The organism is Streptomyces sp. NPDC059787 (genome assembly GCF_042732315.1).
Lineage (GTDB): Bacteria > Actinomycetota > Actinomycetes > Streptomycetales > Streptomycetaceae > Streptomyces > Streptomyces atrovirens.
The window spans coordinates 127,983-142,943 of record NZ_JBHWHX010000011.1 but is presented as its reverse complement, the minus strand read 5'-3'; the positions used below and the strand labels follow the sequence as shown (position 1 = coordinate 142,943).

General features: G+C 72.4%; 9 protein-coding genes and 1 pseudogene. 4 read left to right on the top strand and 6 right to left on the bottom strand.

Features of this window, described 5'->3' with window-relative positions; all coding sequences use genetic code 11:
* Positions 1-283 precede the first annotated feature (283 nt).
* Both ACFV5H_RS13340 and ACFV5H_RS13335 read left to right on the top strand, forming a co-directional pair.
* The gene (locus ACFV5H_RS13340) at positions 284-4,951 is read left to right on the top strand and encodes an RHS repeat-associated core domain-containing protein (RefSeq protein ID WP_385194666.1); all 4,668 of its coding nucleotides are present in this window, start codon (positions 284-286) and stop codon (positions 4,949-4,951) included.
* Between the two features lie 28 nt (positions 4,952-4,979).
* Complete coding sequence (locus ACFV5H_RS13335) at positions 4,980-5,711, top strand: hypothetical protein (RefSeq protein WP_385044362.1); 732 nt, start codon at positions 4,980-4,982, stop codon at positions 5,709-5,711.
* A gap of 128 nt (positions 5,712-5,839) precedes the next feature.
* Here the strand turns inward: ACFV5H_RS13335 and ACFV5H_RS13330 are convergent, their stop codons facing one another.
* Complete coding sequence (locus tag ACFV5H_RS13330) at positions 5,840-6,673, bottom strand: SAM-dependent methyltransferase (RefSeq protein WP_385194664.1); 834 nt, start codon at positions 6,671-6,673, stop codon at positions 5,840-5,842.
* 352 nt (positions 6,674-7,025) lie between these two features.
* Positions 7,026-7,394: a VOC family protein gene (locus ACFV5H_RS13325; protein WP_385044368.1), complete on the bottom strand. Its 369-nt coding sequence runs from the start codon at positions 7,392-7,394 to the stop codon at positions 7,026-7,028.
* A 63-nt stretch (positions 7,395-7,457) separates the two neighbouring features.
* Between ACFV5H_RS13325 and ACFV5H_RS13320 the strand changes: the two genes are divergently transcribed.
* Positions 7,458-7,916 carry a MarR family winged helix-turn-helix transcriptional regulator gene (locus tag ACFV5H_RS13320; RefSeq protein ID WP_385194661.1) on the top strand — a complete coding sequence of 153 codons (459 nt, stop codon included), beginning with the start codon at positions 7,458-7,460 and terminating at the stop codon, positions 7,914-7,916.
* 5 nt (positions 7,917-7,921) lie between these two features.
* Here the strand turns inward: ACFV5H_RS13320 and ACFV5H_RS13315 are convergent.
* Positions 7,922-8,158, bottom strand: a pseudogene (locus tag ACFV5H_RS13315) (SAM-dependent methyltransferase); the annotation flags it as partial.
* A gap of 91 nt (positions 8,159-8,249) precedes the next feature.
* Between ACFV5H_RS13315 and ACFV5H_RS13310 the strand changes: the two are divergent.
* Positions 8,250-9,776 (top strand): hypothetical protein, encoded by a 1,527-nt coding sequence (locus ACFV5H_RS13310; protein ID WP_385194659.1) that lies wholly within the window; start codon positions 8,250-8,252, stop codon positions 9,774-9,776.
* A gap of 114 nt (positions 9,777-9,890) precedes the next feature.
* On the opposite strand, the gene ACFV5H_RS13305 is transcribed toward ACFV5H_RS13310, so the two are convergent.
* From ACFV5H_RS13305 to ACFV5H_RS13295, 3 genes are read right to left on the bottom strand one after another with little or no spacing between them, the layout of a single operon-like run.
* Entirely contained in the window at positions 9,891-10,070 is a 180-nt protein-coding gene (locus ACFV5H_RS13305; RefSeq protein ID WP_385044379.1) for a hypothetical protein, read from the bottom strand.
* The gene (locus ACFV5H_RS13300; RefSeq protein ID WP_385044381.1) at positions 10,067-12,367 is read right to left on the bottom strand and encodes a protein kinase; all 2,301 of its coding nucleotides are present in this window, start codon (positions 12,365-12,367) and stop codon (positions 10,067-10,069) included. The genes ACFV5H_RS13305 and ACFV5H_RS13300 overlap by 4 nt, the downstream gene beginning before the upstream one ends.
* Positions 12,364-14,793, bottom strand: a complete 2,430-nt coding sequence (locus ACFV5H_RS13295; protein ID WP_385194657.1) for a protein kinase — start codon at positions 14,791-14,793, stop codon at positions 12,364-12,366. The genes ACFV5H_RS13300 and ACFV5H_RS13295 overlap by 4 nt, the downstream gene beginning before the upstream one ends.
* Between the last annotated feature and the right edge of the window lie 168 nt (positions 14,794-14,961).

Below are 14,961 nucleotides of genomic sequence, written 5' to 3'. Positions count from 1 at the left end.
GGCCGGGCCCCTCGCGGGGGCGCGGTGAAGGCCATGGCGGAGTCGGCCTCAAGCGGTGAGGCCTTGACCGGTGTTGCCCCCCGCCATCGGCCGAACGGGACAGGCCCGGCACGTGTACGGCCCGCTTCGGTGCACGGTACAGCCGTGACAGTGGGCGGGCCGTTCAAGGGTGGTTGTCGGCTTGCAATCCTGTTCGATGATGTCTGTTTTCTTTCATGCGCATGCCACGGTAGCTTCGCTCATGCTTGGTTGCCGGTGAGGCGGATGTGACGGGGGCAGTGGGGTGACGGGGTATCGGCCGACGGACTGGCACGTCCTGGACCTGGAGAAGGATCCGACGCCGGGGGACCCGGACCGGGTGCGGTCGCTGGCGAAGCAGCTGCACGACTTCGCCGACGACGTCTCCGACGCGCTGCGTCTGGTGAAAGGGATGGCGGCCGAGCAGGCCGTCCTGACGTGGGCGGGGAAGACCGCCGAGGTGTTCCAGGACGAGTTCTCCGGGGTGCCGAAGAACCTCAAGAAGCTGGAGAAGTCGTACGGTCTGGCGGGGGACGCCCTCGCCGCCTACTGGCCCGAACTGGAGCGCGCCCAGGCCCTGGCGGACAGGGCTCTGGCGAAGGGCCGCGAAGCGCAGGCCGACCTCTCCTCGGCCACGTCGCGCCTCTCGTCCGCCGATTCCTGGGTCACGCGGGCGAACAGGGAAGCCGAGAAGTACAAGGACGATCCCACCGGCGGCAAGGACGTCGAGAAACCGGACGAGGCGAAGGTACGCGCGGCGACCCGGGACGCGCAGAAGGCCAAGACGGCCCATACCGCCGCCCAGTCGGACGTCACGGCCGCCCGGAGCGCGCTGGACGCCGCCAAGAAGATGGCCGAGGACGCGCGCAGGATGCGTGAGGACGCCGCGGGGAAGGCGAAGCGGAAGCTGGAGGAGGCGTCCGACGCGGGCATCCAGAACCGCAAGTGGTACGAGGAGGTCGGGGACTGGTTCGTCGACAACTGGGACACCATCGTCGCGGTCTGCAAAGTGGTGGTCGCCGTGGTCGGCATCGTCGCGATGATCATCGGCGGGCCGATCCTGGGCGCGATCGTGGTCATCGCCGCGCTGGTCGTGCTGGCCGACACCCTCAACAAATACCGCAAGGGCCAAGCATCCCTGTGGGACGTGGGACTGGCGGCCCTGGACTGCATACCGGGAGGCAAGGGTCTCACCTCCCTCGGTGCGCTGGCCAAGGGCATGAAGGGCATGGGCGCGGCCGTGCGGGGCGGCCTGAAGTCACTGCGCTCCGGTGCCGGGGACCTTCTGGCGAAAGCCAAGCCGTACAAGGGGCGCTGCAGGGGCGGCGACCCGATCGACATGGTGTCCGGCGAGATGCTGATGGAGCAGGTCGACCTGGAACTCGCCGGGATCCTGCCACTGGTGATCCGGCGCACCCACGTCTCCACCTACCGTTGGGGGCGCTGCTTCGGGGCGAGCTGGGCCTCCACGCTGGATCAGCGGCTGGAGATCGACGACCAGGGGGTGGTGTACGCCACCGAGGACGGCATGCTCCTCGTCTACCCCGTCCCGTCACCCCGTACCGAGACCGTGCCCCTCGAGGGCCCCCGACGGTCCCTGCGGTGGAGCGGTGACGACCGCGGCATGATCACCGTGCACGACGAGGAGTCCGGCCGGACGCACCACTTCGCCCCGGGAAAGCGACGCGGCGGGGACGATTCCGCCTACACCCTGCCTCTCGTCGCCGTCACCGACCGCAACGGGCACCGGATCGACTTCGTCCGCGACGCGGAGGGCACCCTCGCCGAGATCCGCCACTCGGGCGGGTACCACGTGGCCGTCGGCACCGTGCAGGGCCGCGTGACGGACTTGCGGGTCCTCAGTTCGCCGGAGGACGGGTACGGCACGGACGCGGACTCGTCGTGGACGGTCGTACGACGCTACGGCTATGACACCGAGGGGAATCTCCGAAGCGTCTCCGACGCGGAGGGGAGGGACTTCCTGCTCACTTACGACGCCGAGTCCCGCATCACGGGCTGGACCGACCGCAACGGCGGCTGGTACCGCTACACCTACGACGAACGGCACCGGGTCACGGCGGGCAGGGGTGCGCAGGGCTTCCTGGACTGCTCGCTGGCCTATGACGACGAGGCGCGCGTCAACACCTATCTCAATTCCCTCGGCCGGGCCACCACCTACCGGTTCGACGAACGTCTGCAACTCGTGGCGGTCACCGACCCCCTGGGAGCCTCGACACACCGGCAATGGGACGAGCGGGGACGGCTGGTCTCCTGGACCGATCCGCTCGGCCGCACCACGCGGCAGGTCTTCGACGCGGCCGGGCACCTGGTCGAGGTGGTGCGACCCGACCGGAGTTCGATCCGTGCCGAGTACGACGAGGCGGGCCGCACCCGCCGGCTCGTCGACCCGGACGGCTCGGCCTGGACCTACACGTACGACGACCGTGGCAACCGTCTGTCCGTCACGGACCCGACGGGTGCCACGACCCGTTACGCGTACGACGGCGAGGGACGGCCCGTGACGGTCACCGACGCACTGGGACAGGTCCGCCGCATCGAGACGGACCGGGCGGGCCTTCCTGTCGCCCTGACCGATCCGCAGGGCCGGACCGTCAGGGCGCGGCGCGACTCCTTCGGCCGCGTGACCGCGGTGACCGACGGAGCGGGCGTCACCGACCGGTTCGGCTGGACCGTGGAGGGACTGGCTTCCTGGCGTTCCTTCCCCGAAGGCGCCACCGAGTCCTGGCGCTGGGACGGTGAGGGAAACCTCGTCTCCCACACGGGCCGGGACGGTGCGGTCACCGACTTCGAGTTCACGCAGTTCCACCAGCCGGTCTCCCGCACGACACCGGACGGCGGGCGCCACACGTTCGCGTACGACACGGAACTGAACCTGACCCGCGTCCACGGCGCGGACGACCGTACCTGGGACTACGTCTACGACGAGGCCAACCGACTGATCCGGGAGACGGACTTCAACGGCCGCACCCTCACCTACGCCCACGACGCGGCCGGGCAGCGGGTGTCGTGGACGAACGGCGCCGGACAGACCACGGAGATCACCGTGGACCTGCTGGGCCGGCCACAGCGGTACCGGACGGCCGACGACGTCACCACCTACGTGTACGACAGCTCCGGTTCCCTGCTGCGCGCGGCCAACCGCGACACGACGGTCGAACGCACCTACGACGCCCTCGGCCGCACCCTGACCGAGACCGTCAACGGCCGGACCACCACGTACACCTACGACGTCCTCGGCCGACGCGTCAGCCGACGCACCCCTTCGGGCATCGTCTCCACCTGGACGTACGAGGCGGCGGGCCGCCCGCGGACACTCAGCGGCTCCGGCGGTGAGCTGCGCTTCGACTACGACGACGCCCACCGGGAGATCCGCAGGACCATGGGCACGGCGGCGGTGCTCCACCAGAGCTGGGACGGTGCGGGCAGGCTGGCCGAGCAGTCGCTGAGCCGGCCGGGCGGCGACAGCGGCGACCTGTTGCAGCACCGCACCTACGCGTACGACGTCGACGGTGCGCTTCGGGAGATCGACGAACTCCTCGGTGAGAGCCGCCGGTTCGACCTGGATCCAGTCGGCCGGCCGACCGCGGTCAGGTCCGCCGACCGTGAGGAGACCTACGGGTACGACCGGGCGGGCAACCTCGTCACGGCCTCCCCGCATACCGGCGCGCCGGACCCGCAGCCCCGGGAGTTCGACGGAACCAGACTGCGCCGGGCCGGACGTACCTCCTACGCCTACGACAGCCAGGGACGCCTGGTCCGCAAGACCGTCCGTCTCCTCAGTGGTGGACGACGAACCTCCCACTACGGGTGGAGCCCGGAGGACCGCCTGGTGAGAGCGGTGACCCCGGACGGATCCGAGTGGCACTACACCTACGACCCGGACGGCCGGCGCGTCGGCAAACGCCGTCTGGGACCGTGCGGCAGCGTGCTGGAGGAGACGACGTTCGTCTGGGACGGAACACGCCTGGCCGAGCAGACCGAGACCGACGGCACGGTCACCACGTGGGACTACGCTCCCGGCTCCTACCGGCCCCTCGCCCAGACGGTGACCGACGGCCCGGCCCGGCAGGCGGCGGACGGGACCGGGACCGGCGGCGGGCGGGCGGACGTCGACGCCCGTTTCTACGCCATCGTCACCGACCTCGTCGGGGCACCGACGGAACTCGTCGCGGCGGACGGCAGGATCGTCTGGCACCGTAGATTCACCGCCTGGGGCATGCCGGCGGACGCACCGCACACCACGCCGGAAGCCGACTGCCCCCTGCGGTTCGCCGGACAGTACGCGGACGCCGAGACCGGCTGGCACTACAACTACTTCCGCTACTACGACCCCGAGACCGCGCGTTACACCAGCGCCGACCCGCTGGGACTGGGCCCCGACCCGAACGACTACGCCTACGTGGGCAACCCGTTCCTCCTGATCGACCCGCTGGGCCTCGCCCGGGTCCGCGGCGAGCGCGGCCGGTGGGAGAGGGACCCGGACACGCCCGCGCAGACCCACAACCGGGACACCGAGTATCCCGGCAGCTACCGCCAGTCGACCCACGACGCCATGGCCGCGACGTGGACCGACGAGGGCATCGCGCAGGGCCGTACACCGATGCGGTCCACCGGACGGGTCGACGCCCAGGGCCGTCAGATCATGGAGCGCATCCCGAGATCCGACCTGACCTGGCGCAACTCCGCAGGTGAGATCATTCCGTTCGACCAGCTGACGTACGAGCACCTGACACCGGTGGTCGATCACTGGAACGAGACGGGTTACCGTTCCGACCGGGCCGTGCGCAACGACTTCTACAACGACCCGGACAACATGGAACCCATGACGCGAAGTGAGAACTCACGCGGTGGTGCGCTCATGGACGCCACCTACCGCCAGGATGTCCACCCCAACCTCTACTCATGCAGCTAGGGCCCCACCCCGGCACAGGAGCCACCCCATGAACCCTGCATCCGTCCTGCCCGCCATGCCCGGCGCGACGCCCGTCTCCGGCCTGGAATCGGCGTGGCGCTGGTCGCCGAACCCGATGTTCACCTTCACCGCCGCGCTCTCCACCGACGGAGAGCACAACCTGCAGGTCAACGTGCGGGGCCCCTACGACGAGGGGCTCGTCACGGCGCTGCTCGCCCACGCGAGGGCACACGACGGCGAGTTCGTCGGACAAGGGCGGCCCTTGGTGGGGATCGGAGGCTTCCGGCATCCCGGGTCCGTGTTCGACACCGTGGGCGTGGCGGCGGCCGAGGTGCACGGCTACCACGCCACGGAGAACCGCGAACTCTCGGCCGTCACCTACGCGGTCTTCCCCGCCTACGCCAGTGAGATCTCCGGCCGGGAGAACGAGGAGGAGGCCTGGGGCCGGTTCCGCAAGATGCTCCAGCCGAACAAGCTGGACCGCGCCCCCGTGCCGTTCGTCAAGATGCGCTACGACAACACCCGCACCGGCAGCGCGAGCAAGGGCGACGCCCGCGGTTTCGCTCCCCTGGCCACTCTCGTACGGGAACTGGGGCTGCTCGAGGACGCCTCCGGCAGTTTCGTCGAGTGGGAGAACCGGCACGGCGACCTCTGGCGCGCGGACAGCACCGGCGACGGCGTCGTGCTGACGCACGGCGGCACCCGGGAGCCGGTGGACACCGGGCGACTGCAGGACGTGGGCCGCAGCAGCGTGCGGTGAGCTTTTCCGGCCCGCCCTCCTGCCCGGGCGGTGGCCGTGGGGCGCGACGTACGGGGCTCTCGGCGGGGTGCGGTCGGGTGCGGCGGGGGCGGGGCGCGTGCGGCGGGCAGGCGTCGCCTGCCCGGGCCTCACGCCTTCCGGGCCAGTCCGGCGGCAATGAGGCGTTCCCAGACGGTGAGCTCCCGTTCCGTGCCGCCGGCGCCCCACGGGTTGCTGCCGACCGGGTCGGGACGCCACAGGGGTGCGGGGACGATTCCGGGGTCGAGGATCTCCAGGCCGTCCAGCAGGGAGGCGATCTCCTCGTCGGTGCGCCACCGGCCGCGGCCGAAGGTCTGCTGAAGGACCCGCTCGGCCTCCGCGGTCTCCGGGTTGTCGCCGGAACGGAAGTGGCTGACGAAGAAGTGGCTCCCGGAGGGCACGTGGTCGCGCCAGTGGCGGACGATCCCGGCCGGGTCCTCCGCGTCGTTGACGTGGTGGAGGATGGCGCTGAAGATGACGGCGACGGGGTGGTCGAAGTCGATGAGTTCCAGGGTGTCCGGGTGGGTGCGGACGCCTTCGGGGTCGCGTACGTCGGCCCGGACGACCCGGGTCCGGTCGTTCTGCTCCAGCAGCGCACAGCCGTGGACCAGCACCTGGGGGTCGTTGTCGACGTACACGATCCGGGACTCCGGGGCGTGCCGCTGTGCGACCTGGTGGACGTTGTCGGCGGTCGGCAGACCGCTGCCCAGGTCGATGAACTGCCGCACGCCGGTGGTCGTCACGATCTGCGCGATCGCCCGCGTCAGGGCGGCGCGGTTGGCGAAGGCGATGGCCACCGAACCGGGCAGGTCCCGGAAGAACACGTCGCCGACCTCCCGGTCCACGGCGTAGTTGTCCTTGCCGCCGAGCAGGTAGTCGTAGACGCGGGCGATGCTGGGCCTGGTGGAGTCGATGGAGGAGCCTTCAACCGTCATGACGGCCATCCTCCCCCGTGACGCCGCCCGCCCACCGGCGTTCCGCGATCCCCGGGCGGACGGATTCCGCGGGAGGGTGCCGCCCAGTCCACCACCCGTGCCTGCGTCTTCACCGACAAGGTGACCAGCGGTACTCCAGCGGTGAGGGAGCGAAGGGGACACGCGTCCACGGCCGGGCCGCGGCGAAACCGCCGGCCGTCCACGAGTTCGACGGCGACCACCCCGCGCACGGCCGGTGGGTACCGGCCCGCCGCGGCCCGGCCCGCCCGGAAGGGATCGCCTGCCACCTCGCCGCCGGTACCGGCACGTCACCCTCGCCGTACGAGCCCGCGCGTTCCTTGCGGCCGTGTCCGCTGGTCGATCAAGCGCGGTCGTGGAGCGTGACCTGGTAGCCGTCGGGGTCGGCGAAGGTGAAGGTCCGACCGAAGGGGCCGTCGACCGGTGCGGAGACGATGGTGTGACCGTCGGCGACGAGCGCATCGTGGATGGCCTGGACGTCGGTGGCGTGGAGCCAGATCGCGGCACCGATGCCGGGCTGAGCGACGGATGCGAGGTCGGTTCCGGGAACGATGTCGCGGACTGCGAACGCGATCGGCTTCGTTTCGAAGACGACGGCGTGCGGAGGGCCGGCCGGCGAGCGGACGAGGCCCAGGTACTGCTCGTAGAACGTCTGTGAAGCGTCGAGGTCGCGCACTTGGAGCGAGATGAAGTCGGGGCCGGTGGCGGGCATGATGATACTCCTTCCTTTCATGTCAGTTTTCTGACACGCGTCAACTTATGTCAGAATACTGACATGAGTCAAAAAGGTGTCGGCGTCGACCTGGAGACGTCACTGGGCTACCTGCTCAAAGAAGCGTCGAGCGCTCTCCGTGCGGCCATGGAGGAAGTGCTGCGGCCGCTCGGCATGAGCGTGACGCACTACTCCTGCCTCGAACTGCTGGCGCAACGACCGGGCTTGTCGAACTCCGAGCTCGCGCGGGGCGCGTTCGTGACACGGCAGACGATGAACGTGCTGCTCCAGGCCCTGGAACGGGACGGCTACGTGACCAGGCCCGCGGAGGCGTCCGTCGGGAAGGTGCTTCCCGCGCGACTCACGCCTCGCGGCCGACGGAGCCTCGAGAAGGCGAGCGCGGCCGTCCGGTCCGTCGAGGCCGGAATGCTGGCCGACCTGACCGAGACCGAGCAGTCGGACGCGTTCCGCATCCTGCAGAGGATGATCCGTTCCCTGCGCGATGACGACGGGGACGCATAGCTCGTTTACGCCTTCCGGGCCAGTCCGGCGGCGATGAGGCGTTCCCGGACGGTGAGCTCCCGTTCCGTGCCGCCGGCGCCCCACGGGTTGCTGCCGACCGGGTCGGGGCGCCACAGGGGTGCGGGGACGATCCCGGCCGGGTCCTCCGCGTCGTTGACGTGGTGGAGGACGGCGCTGAGGACGACGGCGACGGGGCGGTCGAAGTCGATCAGTTCCCGGGTGTCCGGGTGGGCGCGGACGCCCGAATCGCCGACGATGACCGTACCCCTGTCCGCGTGGTCTCCCGCGGGGGCCGCGAGTCCGCGGTCGGTGGGCGGTGTTACTTTCCGCGACATGACCGATCACGCGCTACGGCTGCTGCGGCAGGACCGCCGCCTGGCGGAACTGGCCGCCTTTCCCTTCGGCTTCGACCTGGACCGCGCCGCCCACGGCCATGTCGAGGAGGTCCGCCTCGCCTCGGGCGGGCCGCTGGAGACGGTGGCCGGGGACGACACCGGCGGCACGTACTTCGTGTGCGCGGACGGCTCGGTGCTCTACGCCGACTCGGAGGGCGCCGCGGGGATCATCGGCTCCAGTGCCGACGAGGCCCTGGAGCTCGTGATCGGTCTGCCCGGCTGGCGCGACTGCCTGCTTCTGTCGCCGGACGACGGCGAGGAGAAGATCCTGGCGTGCGTCGCGGAGACCGAGGACGAGATCCGTGAGTACTACGGAATCGACGAGGAGCGGGCCGGACTCCGTGCGGCGCTGGGCTTCCCGGAACGCTCCCCGGTCGAGCTGGTGGGCAGACTGCGTGCGGCCCTGCTGCGCACCGAGCCGGACTTCGTGCTGCTCAACGCGGACGAGGGTTGCGCCTACGACCGGTTGGGTCCGGCCGGCCCTCCGCTGTGGGAGCCCGTGCTCGCGGCGGGCCGCGCCGACCTCGCCCGCCTGCGGGAGGGCGACCCCACGGCATGGCGTGAGGTCGCCGAGGACCCGGTCCGGCGCCGGATCACCCTGCGGGCCGCGCAGTTCGACCGCACCGAGGGCGATCCGGAGCTGCTACGGCATCTGCTGCGGCACGAGACACGGTCATCGATGACGGACGAACTGCGGCTCGCGGCCGTGCTGGTCGGGCTTCACGGGGACACCGGAGATCTGCCGCTGCTGCTCGAGGTCCGGGAGACGGACTTCGACACGGCGTGCGGCCTGGGCGGTGTGCCGGAACCGGGTGCGAGCGCGGACGAGTTGCGGCGGTGGGCGCGGGAGCTCGACGAGTCGATGTTCGGGACGGACCCGTCGGACGAGCCGGTCTCCACCTGGACCGACCTGGCGCGGGACCAGGGGATGACGGAACTCGCGCGGGTGACGCTGATCCGCGAACTCGACACCATCGTCATGGACCAGAGCAGACTCCGCCGCCCCGGGGCGCCCCGCACCCTGGCCACGGCTCCGCTGAGCGGGCTCGCCCAGGACTTCGAGGAACTCGGCGACCTTCCCCAGGCGCTGCGCGCCCGGCGCCTGTACGCCGCCCTCCAGGAGACGGCGTGGGACCGGGCCTCGGCCCGGCACACCCTCGCCCGCCTGGAGCGGGAGGCGGGCCGGCTGCCGCAGGCGGTGGACAGCCTGGCCGCCGTGCGCGACGCCCTGGCCACTCCGGGTGACGACTCACTGCGCCACTGGCAGCGGGTCAACCTCGGCCGCTTCATCGCCGAGGAGCACTACCGGCTCACCCTCGCCCTGGCCGACGCGGGCCGCCCCGAGGAGGCCCGTGCCCTCCTCACCGCGGCCGACGCCGTACTCGGCGAGCTCTCGGAGAACGCCGCCAAGGGCGTCCGCGAGCTCGCCGAACGGACCGCTGCACGAGTGCGGGAGGTCGACTGAGGACGGGCACGGCGGGCGGTCGGCCCACCGGGAAGCAGGGGCTGCCGAAGCAGCCTCCTCGCCCGCTGCTCCGAGCGACGCCCGGGGAAGCCCGCGGCCGTTGTCGCTCGGTTCTCAGGGCTCCACGCCACAGCGTCGCGCGATTGCTTCGAGGCGTTCGAGTTCCCGCCGCGCTGCTGTCGGGTGGGCGAGGTCGAGGGCCATGCCGGCGCGGGCCGTGGCGTAGAGGATGTCCTGGCGGGTGGCGGTGTCCAGGCCGGGGGCGGTCCGGAGGCGGCGGCCCGCGACGCTCACTGACCGCCGCCCGGCGAGGTGTCGAAGGCCGCGAGGCCGTAGTCGTCGGACGAGTTGACCTGGACGAGGAGGCCACCGGAGGCGAGCAGCCGGTCGGGGTGGTTCCGCTGGTAGGCGGTGGGAAGCCTGCTGGTCCCGGTCACGGTGCCGTCGGCCAGGGAGCGGCGCCGTACGGTGAACAGCCAGTCGCCGAGGCCCTCCGTGTCCTCGCCCTCCACTGCGTACAGCGAGTCGCCCTGGATCCGCAGCGGGTCGAGTTCGAGGACCTCCTCCCGCGGGGAGGTGTGCCAGCGGACCTTTCCCGTGCCGAGGTCGATCGCCGCCAGCCCCCGGGCGGTACCGCCCGGGCCCGACTGCGCCTCCATCACCAGCACGTCCCGTCCGACGAGGGCGCCGGAGCGCCGCAGGGTGCCGAAGGACTGCTTGACCGGCAGGTCGAGCGGCTTCCCGCCCGCGGATCCGAGGATGCTCAGGTACACGTCGCCGGACGGGTCGGCGTAACGGGCCACGAGGGGCTCGGCCGCCACGACCTCCACGGGGGTGGCCCCGCTCCGTTCGACCTCGTGGGTGGCGCGGGCCTCGCCGGTGACGATGTCGAGTTCGACGACGCGTCTGGTGTCGAGGTCCTCCCGGTCGCACGTGTCGGACACGGCGATCGTGCGCACGCCGGGGACCACGTCGTCCACTTCGCAGTCCCCCCGGCTCCAGGGGTACGTCCAGACCGTCTTGCCGGTGGCCCGGTCGAGCCCGAGGAGGCCCCTCTCACCGGACACCACCATCACGTCGCCGGAGACCGAGGCGACGTGCCGCGGGGCCTCACCGACCCGCCGGTGCCACAGCAGTCTGCCGGTGCCGCTGTCCAGGGCCGCGGCGACGTCGCAGGCGGCGGGCGAGGTGTAGGCCCTGCCGAACCTGACGAGTCCCACGCCGCCGCTGGTCGCCGTCCCGGCGTCCGAGGCCCCGCAGGGAACGAGGCCCTTGACGGGCGGTGGGACGGTCCACTCGGAGGTTCCGGTGCGTGGGGCGAAGCCCCGGATGCCGGAGGCGTCGATGCGTACCAGTGCCCTGGGTGTCAGCCAGGCGCCCATGACTTCCGAGTCGACCTCGGAGACCCCCGGCTGTGCGGTCCACGCGACCCGGCGGTCGCCCTTCGCGGTGACGTCGGGGAGCGGGTCGACGCCGTCGGCGGCGGGACCGATGCCGGACGGCTCGCCGGTCGTGCCGTCCGTGCTCCGGTCCTCCTCGGCCAGGTCCGGCAGGTAGATGACGCCCGCGACGGCCAGCGCGACGACGGCCGCCGCGGCCGTCGCGCCGGTGAGCGCCCGGCGACGGCGCCGCGCACGCGCCCCTGCGGCCGTCCCCGGAGCCGGGCGGGAGCCGGCGGCGGCCGGGGACGGGGGCGCGGGCGGGGCGATGCGGTACGACGTGGGCTCCTCGGCCGTACGGGCGGGAACCGGGCCGGTGCCGACGCGTATGCGCGACTGCGCGGCACGGGCGGCGGCGATCACCTCGCGCGGAGCGGGCCTCAGCGCCGGGTCCTTGGCCATGCAGCGCCGTACGAGCGCGGTCAGCTCCTCGGGCAGGCCGTCGAGTTCCGGTTCCTCGTACACGGTCCGGTACGCCAGCACGGCCGGCGGGCCCTCGCCGAAGGGGTCACGGCCGGTCGCCGCGTACAGCAGCACGCCGCCGAGGGAGAAGACGTCACCCGCCGGCCCGACCGGCTCCTCCGCGACGATCTGCTCGGGAGGCGCGTAGCCGAAGGTGCCCAGCGCATGGCCCGTGCCCGTCAGCTCCTCCGAGTCCACCGCCCTGGCGATGCCGAAGTCGATCACCCGGGGGCCGTCGTCGGCCAGCAGCACGTTGGACGGTTTGAGGTCGCGGTGCACGATGCCCGCCGCGTGGATGACGATGAGCGCCTCGCCGAGTGCGGCGGCGAGCGAGCACAGCCGCTCCACGGGCAGCGGCCCGTCGCGGCGCACGGCGGCGCTCAGCGAGGGGCCGGGGACGTACTGCGTGGCGAGCCACGGCGTCTCCGCGTCGGCGCCGGAGTCCACCAGCGGCACGGTGAAGAAGCTCAGCACCTTCCCCGCCGCCTCCACCTCGCGGCTGAAGCGCCTGCGGAACTCCGGATCGGCCGTGAACTCCTCGTGGACCAGTTTGAGCGCGACCCGGTGGCCCTCGGCGTCCTCGGCGAGGAACACCCGGCCCATGCCGCCCTGTCCGAGCAGGCCGAGGATCCGGTAACCGCCCATCCGCTCCGGGTCCGCCGGCGCCGGCGGGGTCGTCCCCTCGTTCACGACCGGCTCCCCGAGGCTTTGAACATCATGATCCCCTTGGTCAGCAGGTTGTGTTCACCGGTCATCAGCGCGAGCCGGTCTCCGTACAGGCGGACGCCGTCGAACTCCGCGCGGTCCGGCAGCCGGGGGAGTTCCCCGGCCGCCGTCGGCGTGCCGTCGTCCAGCGCGTACCGGACCAGGGCGGTGGTTCCCGGCTCCGTCACGTGGACCACCAGGACTCCCCGGTCGTCGACGCCCGCGATCACCGGGGAGGAACCGTCGGGTGCCTGACGGTGCCAGCGGATCTTCCCGGTGCGGGAGTCGAGGGCCGCGACCCCGTCCATGCCGGTCTGCCGGAGGCCGTCCTGCTGGGTGAGGGTGACGGCGGTGTCGCGCCATCCGAAGAAGGCGGGGGTGAGCTGGAAACGGTTGCGGGCCCAGGCGCCGAGGGTGCCCTGGGGCTGGGTCTCGCGGAGCTGCGGACCCGGCTTCCCCTCGTTGCTGAAGACCATCATGGGGCCCTCGGTGTCGCCGATCGGTCCCGGCAGGCTGACGACCGGGGGTTCGGCCGTCTCGACGCGCGCCACGGGGACGTCGTCCGGGACGGTGGAGGTCCAGCGGACCCGGCCGTCGGCGATGTTCACCGAACGGACCGTCGTGGGACGGTCGTCGAGCCGGGAGTCCTCGGTGACGGGACAGGTCAGCGCCTCGACGACACTGGACTGCCCGACCGCCATCCCGTTGATCGCGCACCTGTCGTGGCTGCCCTCGTGCGACCAGGCGGGGGCGCCGTCGCGTAGGTGCCACGCGGTCACCAGGTCGCCGGTCATGACCACCACGCGGTCTCCGCCGATGTCCAGGACGTCCGAGTCGATGCCGGAGTTCGTGTACGGGTCGCCCGGCCGGCGGTGCTCCCACAGGGAGGTGCCGGAGGCCAGGTCCACCGCGACGACGCGGTCGCAGCCGAAGGTCCCGTGCCGCTCGCCGTCCTCGTCCGCCGCGCCGAAGAGCACGGCGCCGATGCCGTCCGGCGCGGTGCGGGAGGCGGCGCAGGGGACCATCCCGGGAGCCGGTGGCTTCAGCGTCCACAGGACCCGGCCCGTGTCGGGGGACAGCCCTTGGACGGAGCGGTGTCCGACACGGGCGAGCACACGGTCGGTGAGCCACGCCTCGACGGCGTAGTCGTGGCCCTTCTCCGTCGCCTTCTCGTACTCCGCCTTGTTCGTGCCGTAGTGGATGATGGTGTCCTGCCAGGTCCGCGACCAGCCGCCCCGGGGAACGGCCGGGCCGAGGGCGCTGACCGGTTCGGCGAGCGCCGGGACCGAGGGCGACGGCCGGGTCGACGCCCGGTCCTCGGCACCGCCGCCGTCGGACGGGCTGTCCTCGCCGCGCAGTGTCAGGAGGCCCGCGGCCAGGGTGCCCGCGAGAAAGACGGCCAGGGCGCCGGCGACGAGCGGGAGCCGGCGGCGGCCGGCGGGCCGACGAGCACGGGGGGACGCGGGCGCGGAAACGGGAGAGGGGCGGGGCGGCCGGCTCGGGTCCGGTGCCTGCGAGGACGGCGACGGTCCCGGGCCCAGCGGCACCGTCCGGGCCGGACCGGGCCCCGGTAACGAGGCGGACCCGTCGAGCGCGAACCTGATCCGGTGCGGAGTGGGCCGCCGCGCCGGATCCTTGGCGAGGCAGGAGACCAGCAGCGGCAGCAGCGCGGCGGGCACCCCGTCGAGGTCCGCCTCCCCGGTCAGCGTCCGGTGGCCGATCCGGTGCGCGGGCCCGCCGCCGAACGGGGGTCTGCCGGTCGCCGCGTACGCGAGCACCGCGCCCAGCGCGAACACGTCGCCGGCCGGACCCGCGCCGTCACCCGTCAGCTGTTCGGGTGCCATGAAGCCGGCCGAGCCGACCATGAGACCGGTCGCCGTCAGCCGCGTCCCGTCCACGGCACGCGCGATGCCCAGGTCGATCACCTGGGCCCCCCGGTCGGGATGCAGCAGCACGTTGGACGGCTTCAGGTCACGGTGCACCAGGCCCGCGGCGTGGATGTCCGTCAGCGCGCCGGCCAGCGCACGGCCGAGCTCCCGCAGCCGGTCCTCCGGCAGCGGACCGGAGGACCGGACCTCGTCGGAGAGTGTCGGACCGGGTACGAAGACGGTCGCCAGCCAGGGCCGGGCGGCCTCGGTGTCGGCGTCGACCAGCGGCACGACGAACGGGCTGTCGACCTTGCGCGCGGCCGCCACCTCGCGCCGGAACCGGGCCCGGAAGTCGGGGTCGTGGGCGAACCGGGCGCGTACGACCTTCAACGCCACCGGGAGGCCGTCGCCCGAGTCGGCCCTCCGGGCGAGGTGGACCTCCCCCATCCCCCCTTCGCCGAGCAGCCGTTCCAGGACGTACGGCCCGACACGGCGCGGCGTGGCGTCGTCCCCGCCACGCCGCTCCCTCTCTCCCTCACGCACGGCTCAGGCTCCCCCCGTCGCTCGTCGACGGGTGATCGTAGCCGCTTCCGTGCCGTCCGGGGGAGGTACGGAAGCCCGGTGGTACGGGGCGTACGGTCCCGCGACCACCGCAACGAGCGACCGCCGGTTCCCGCGGGCCTGTCGGGGTTCTCCGGACCGCACGGGGCT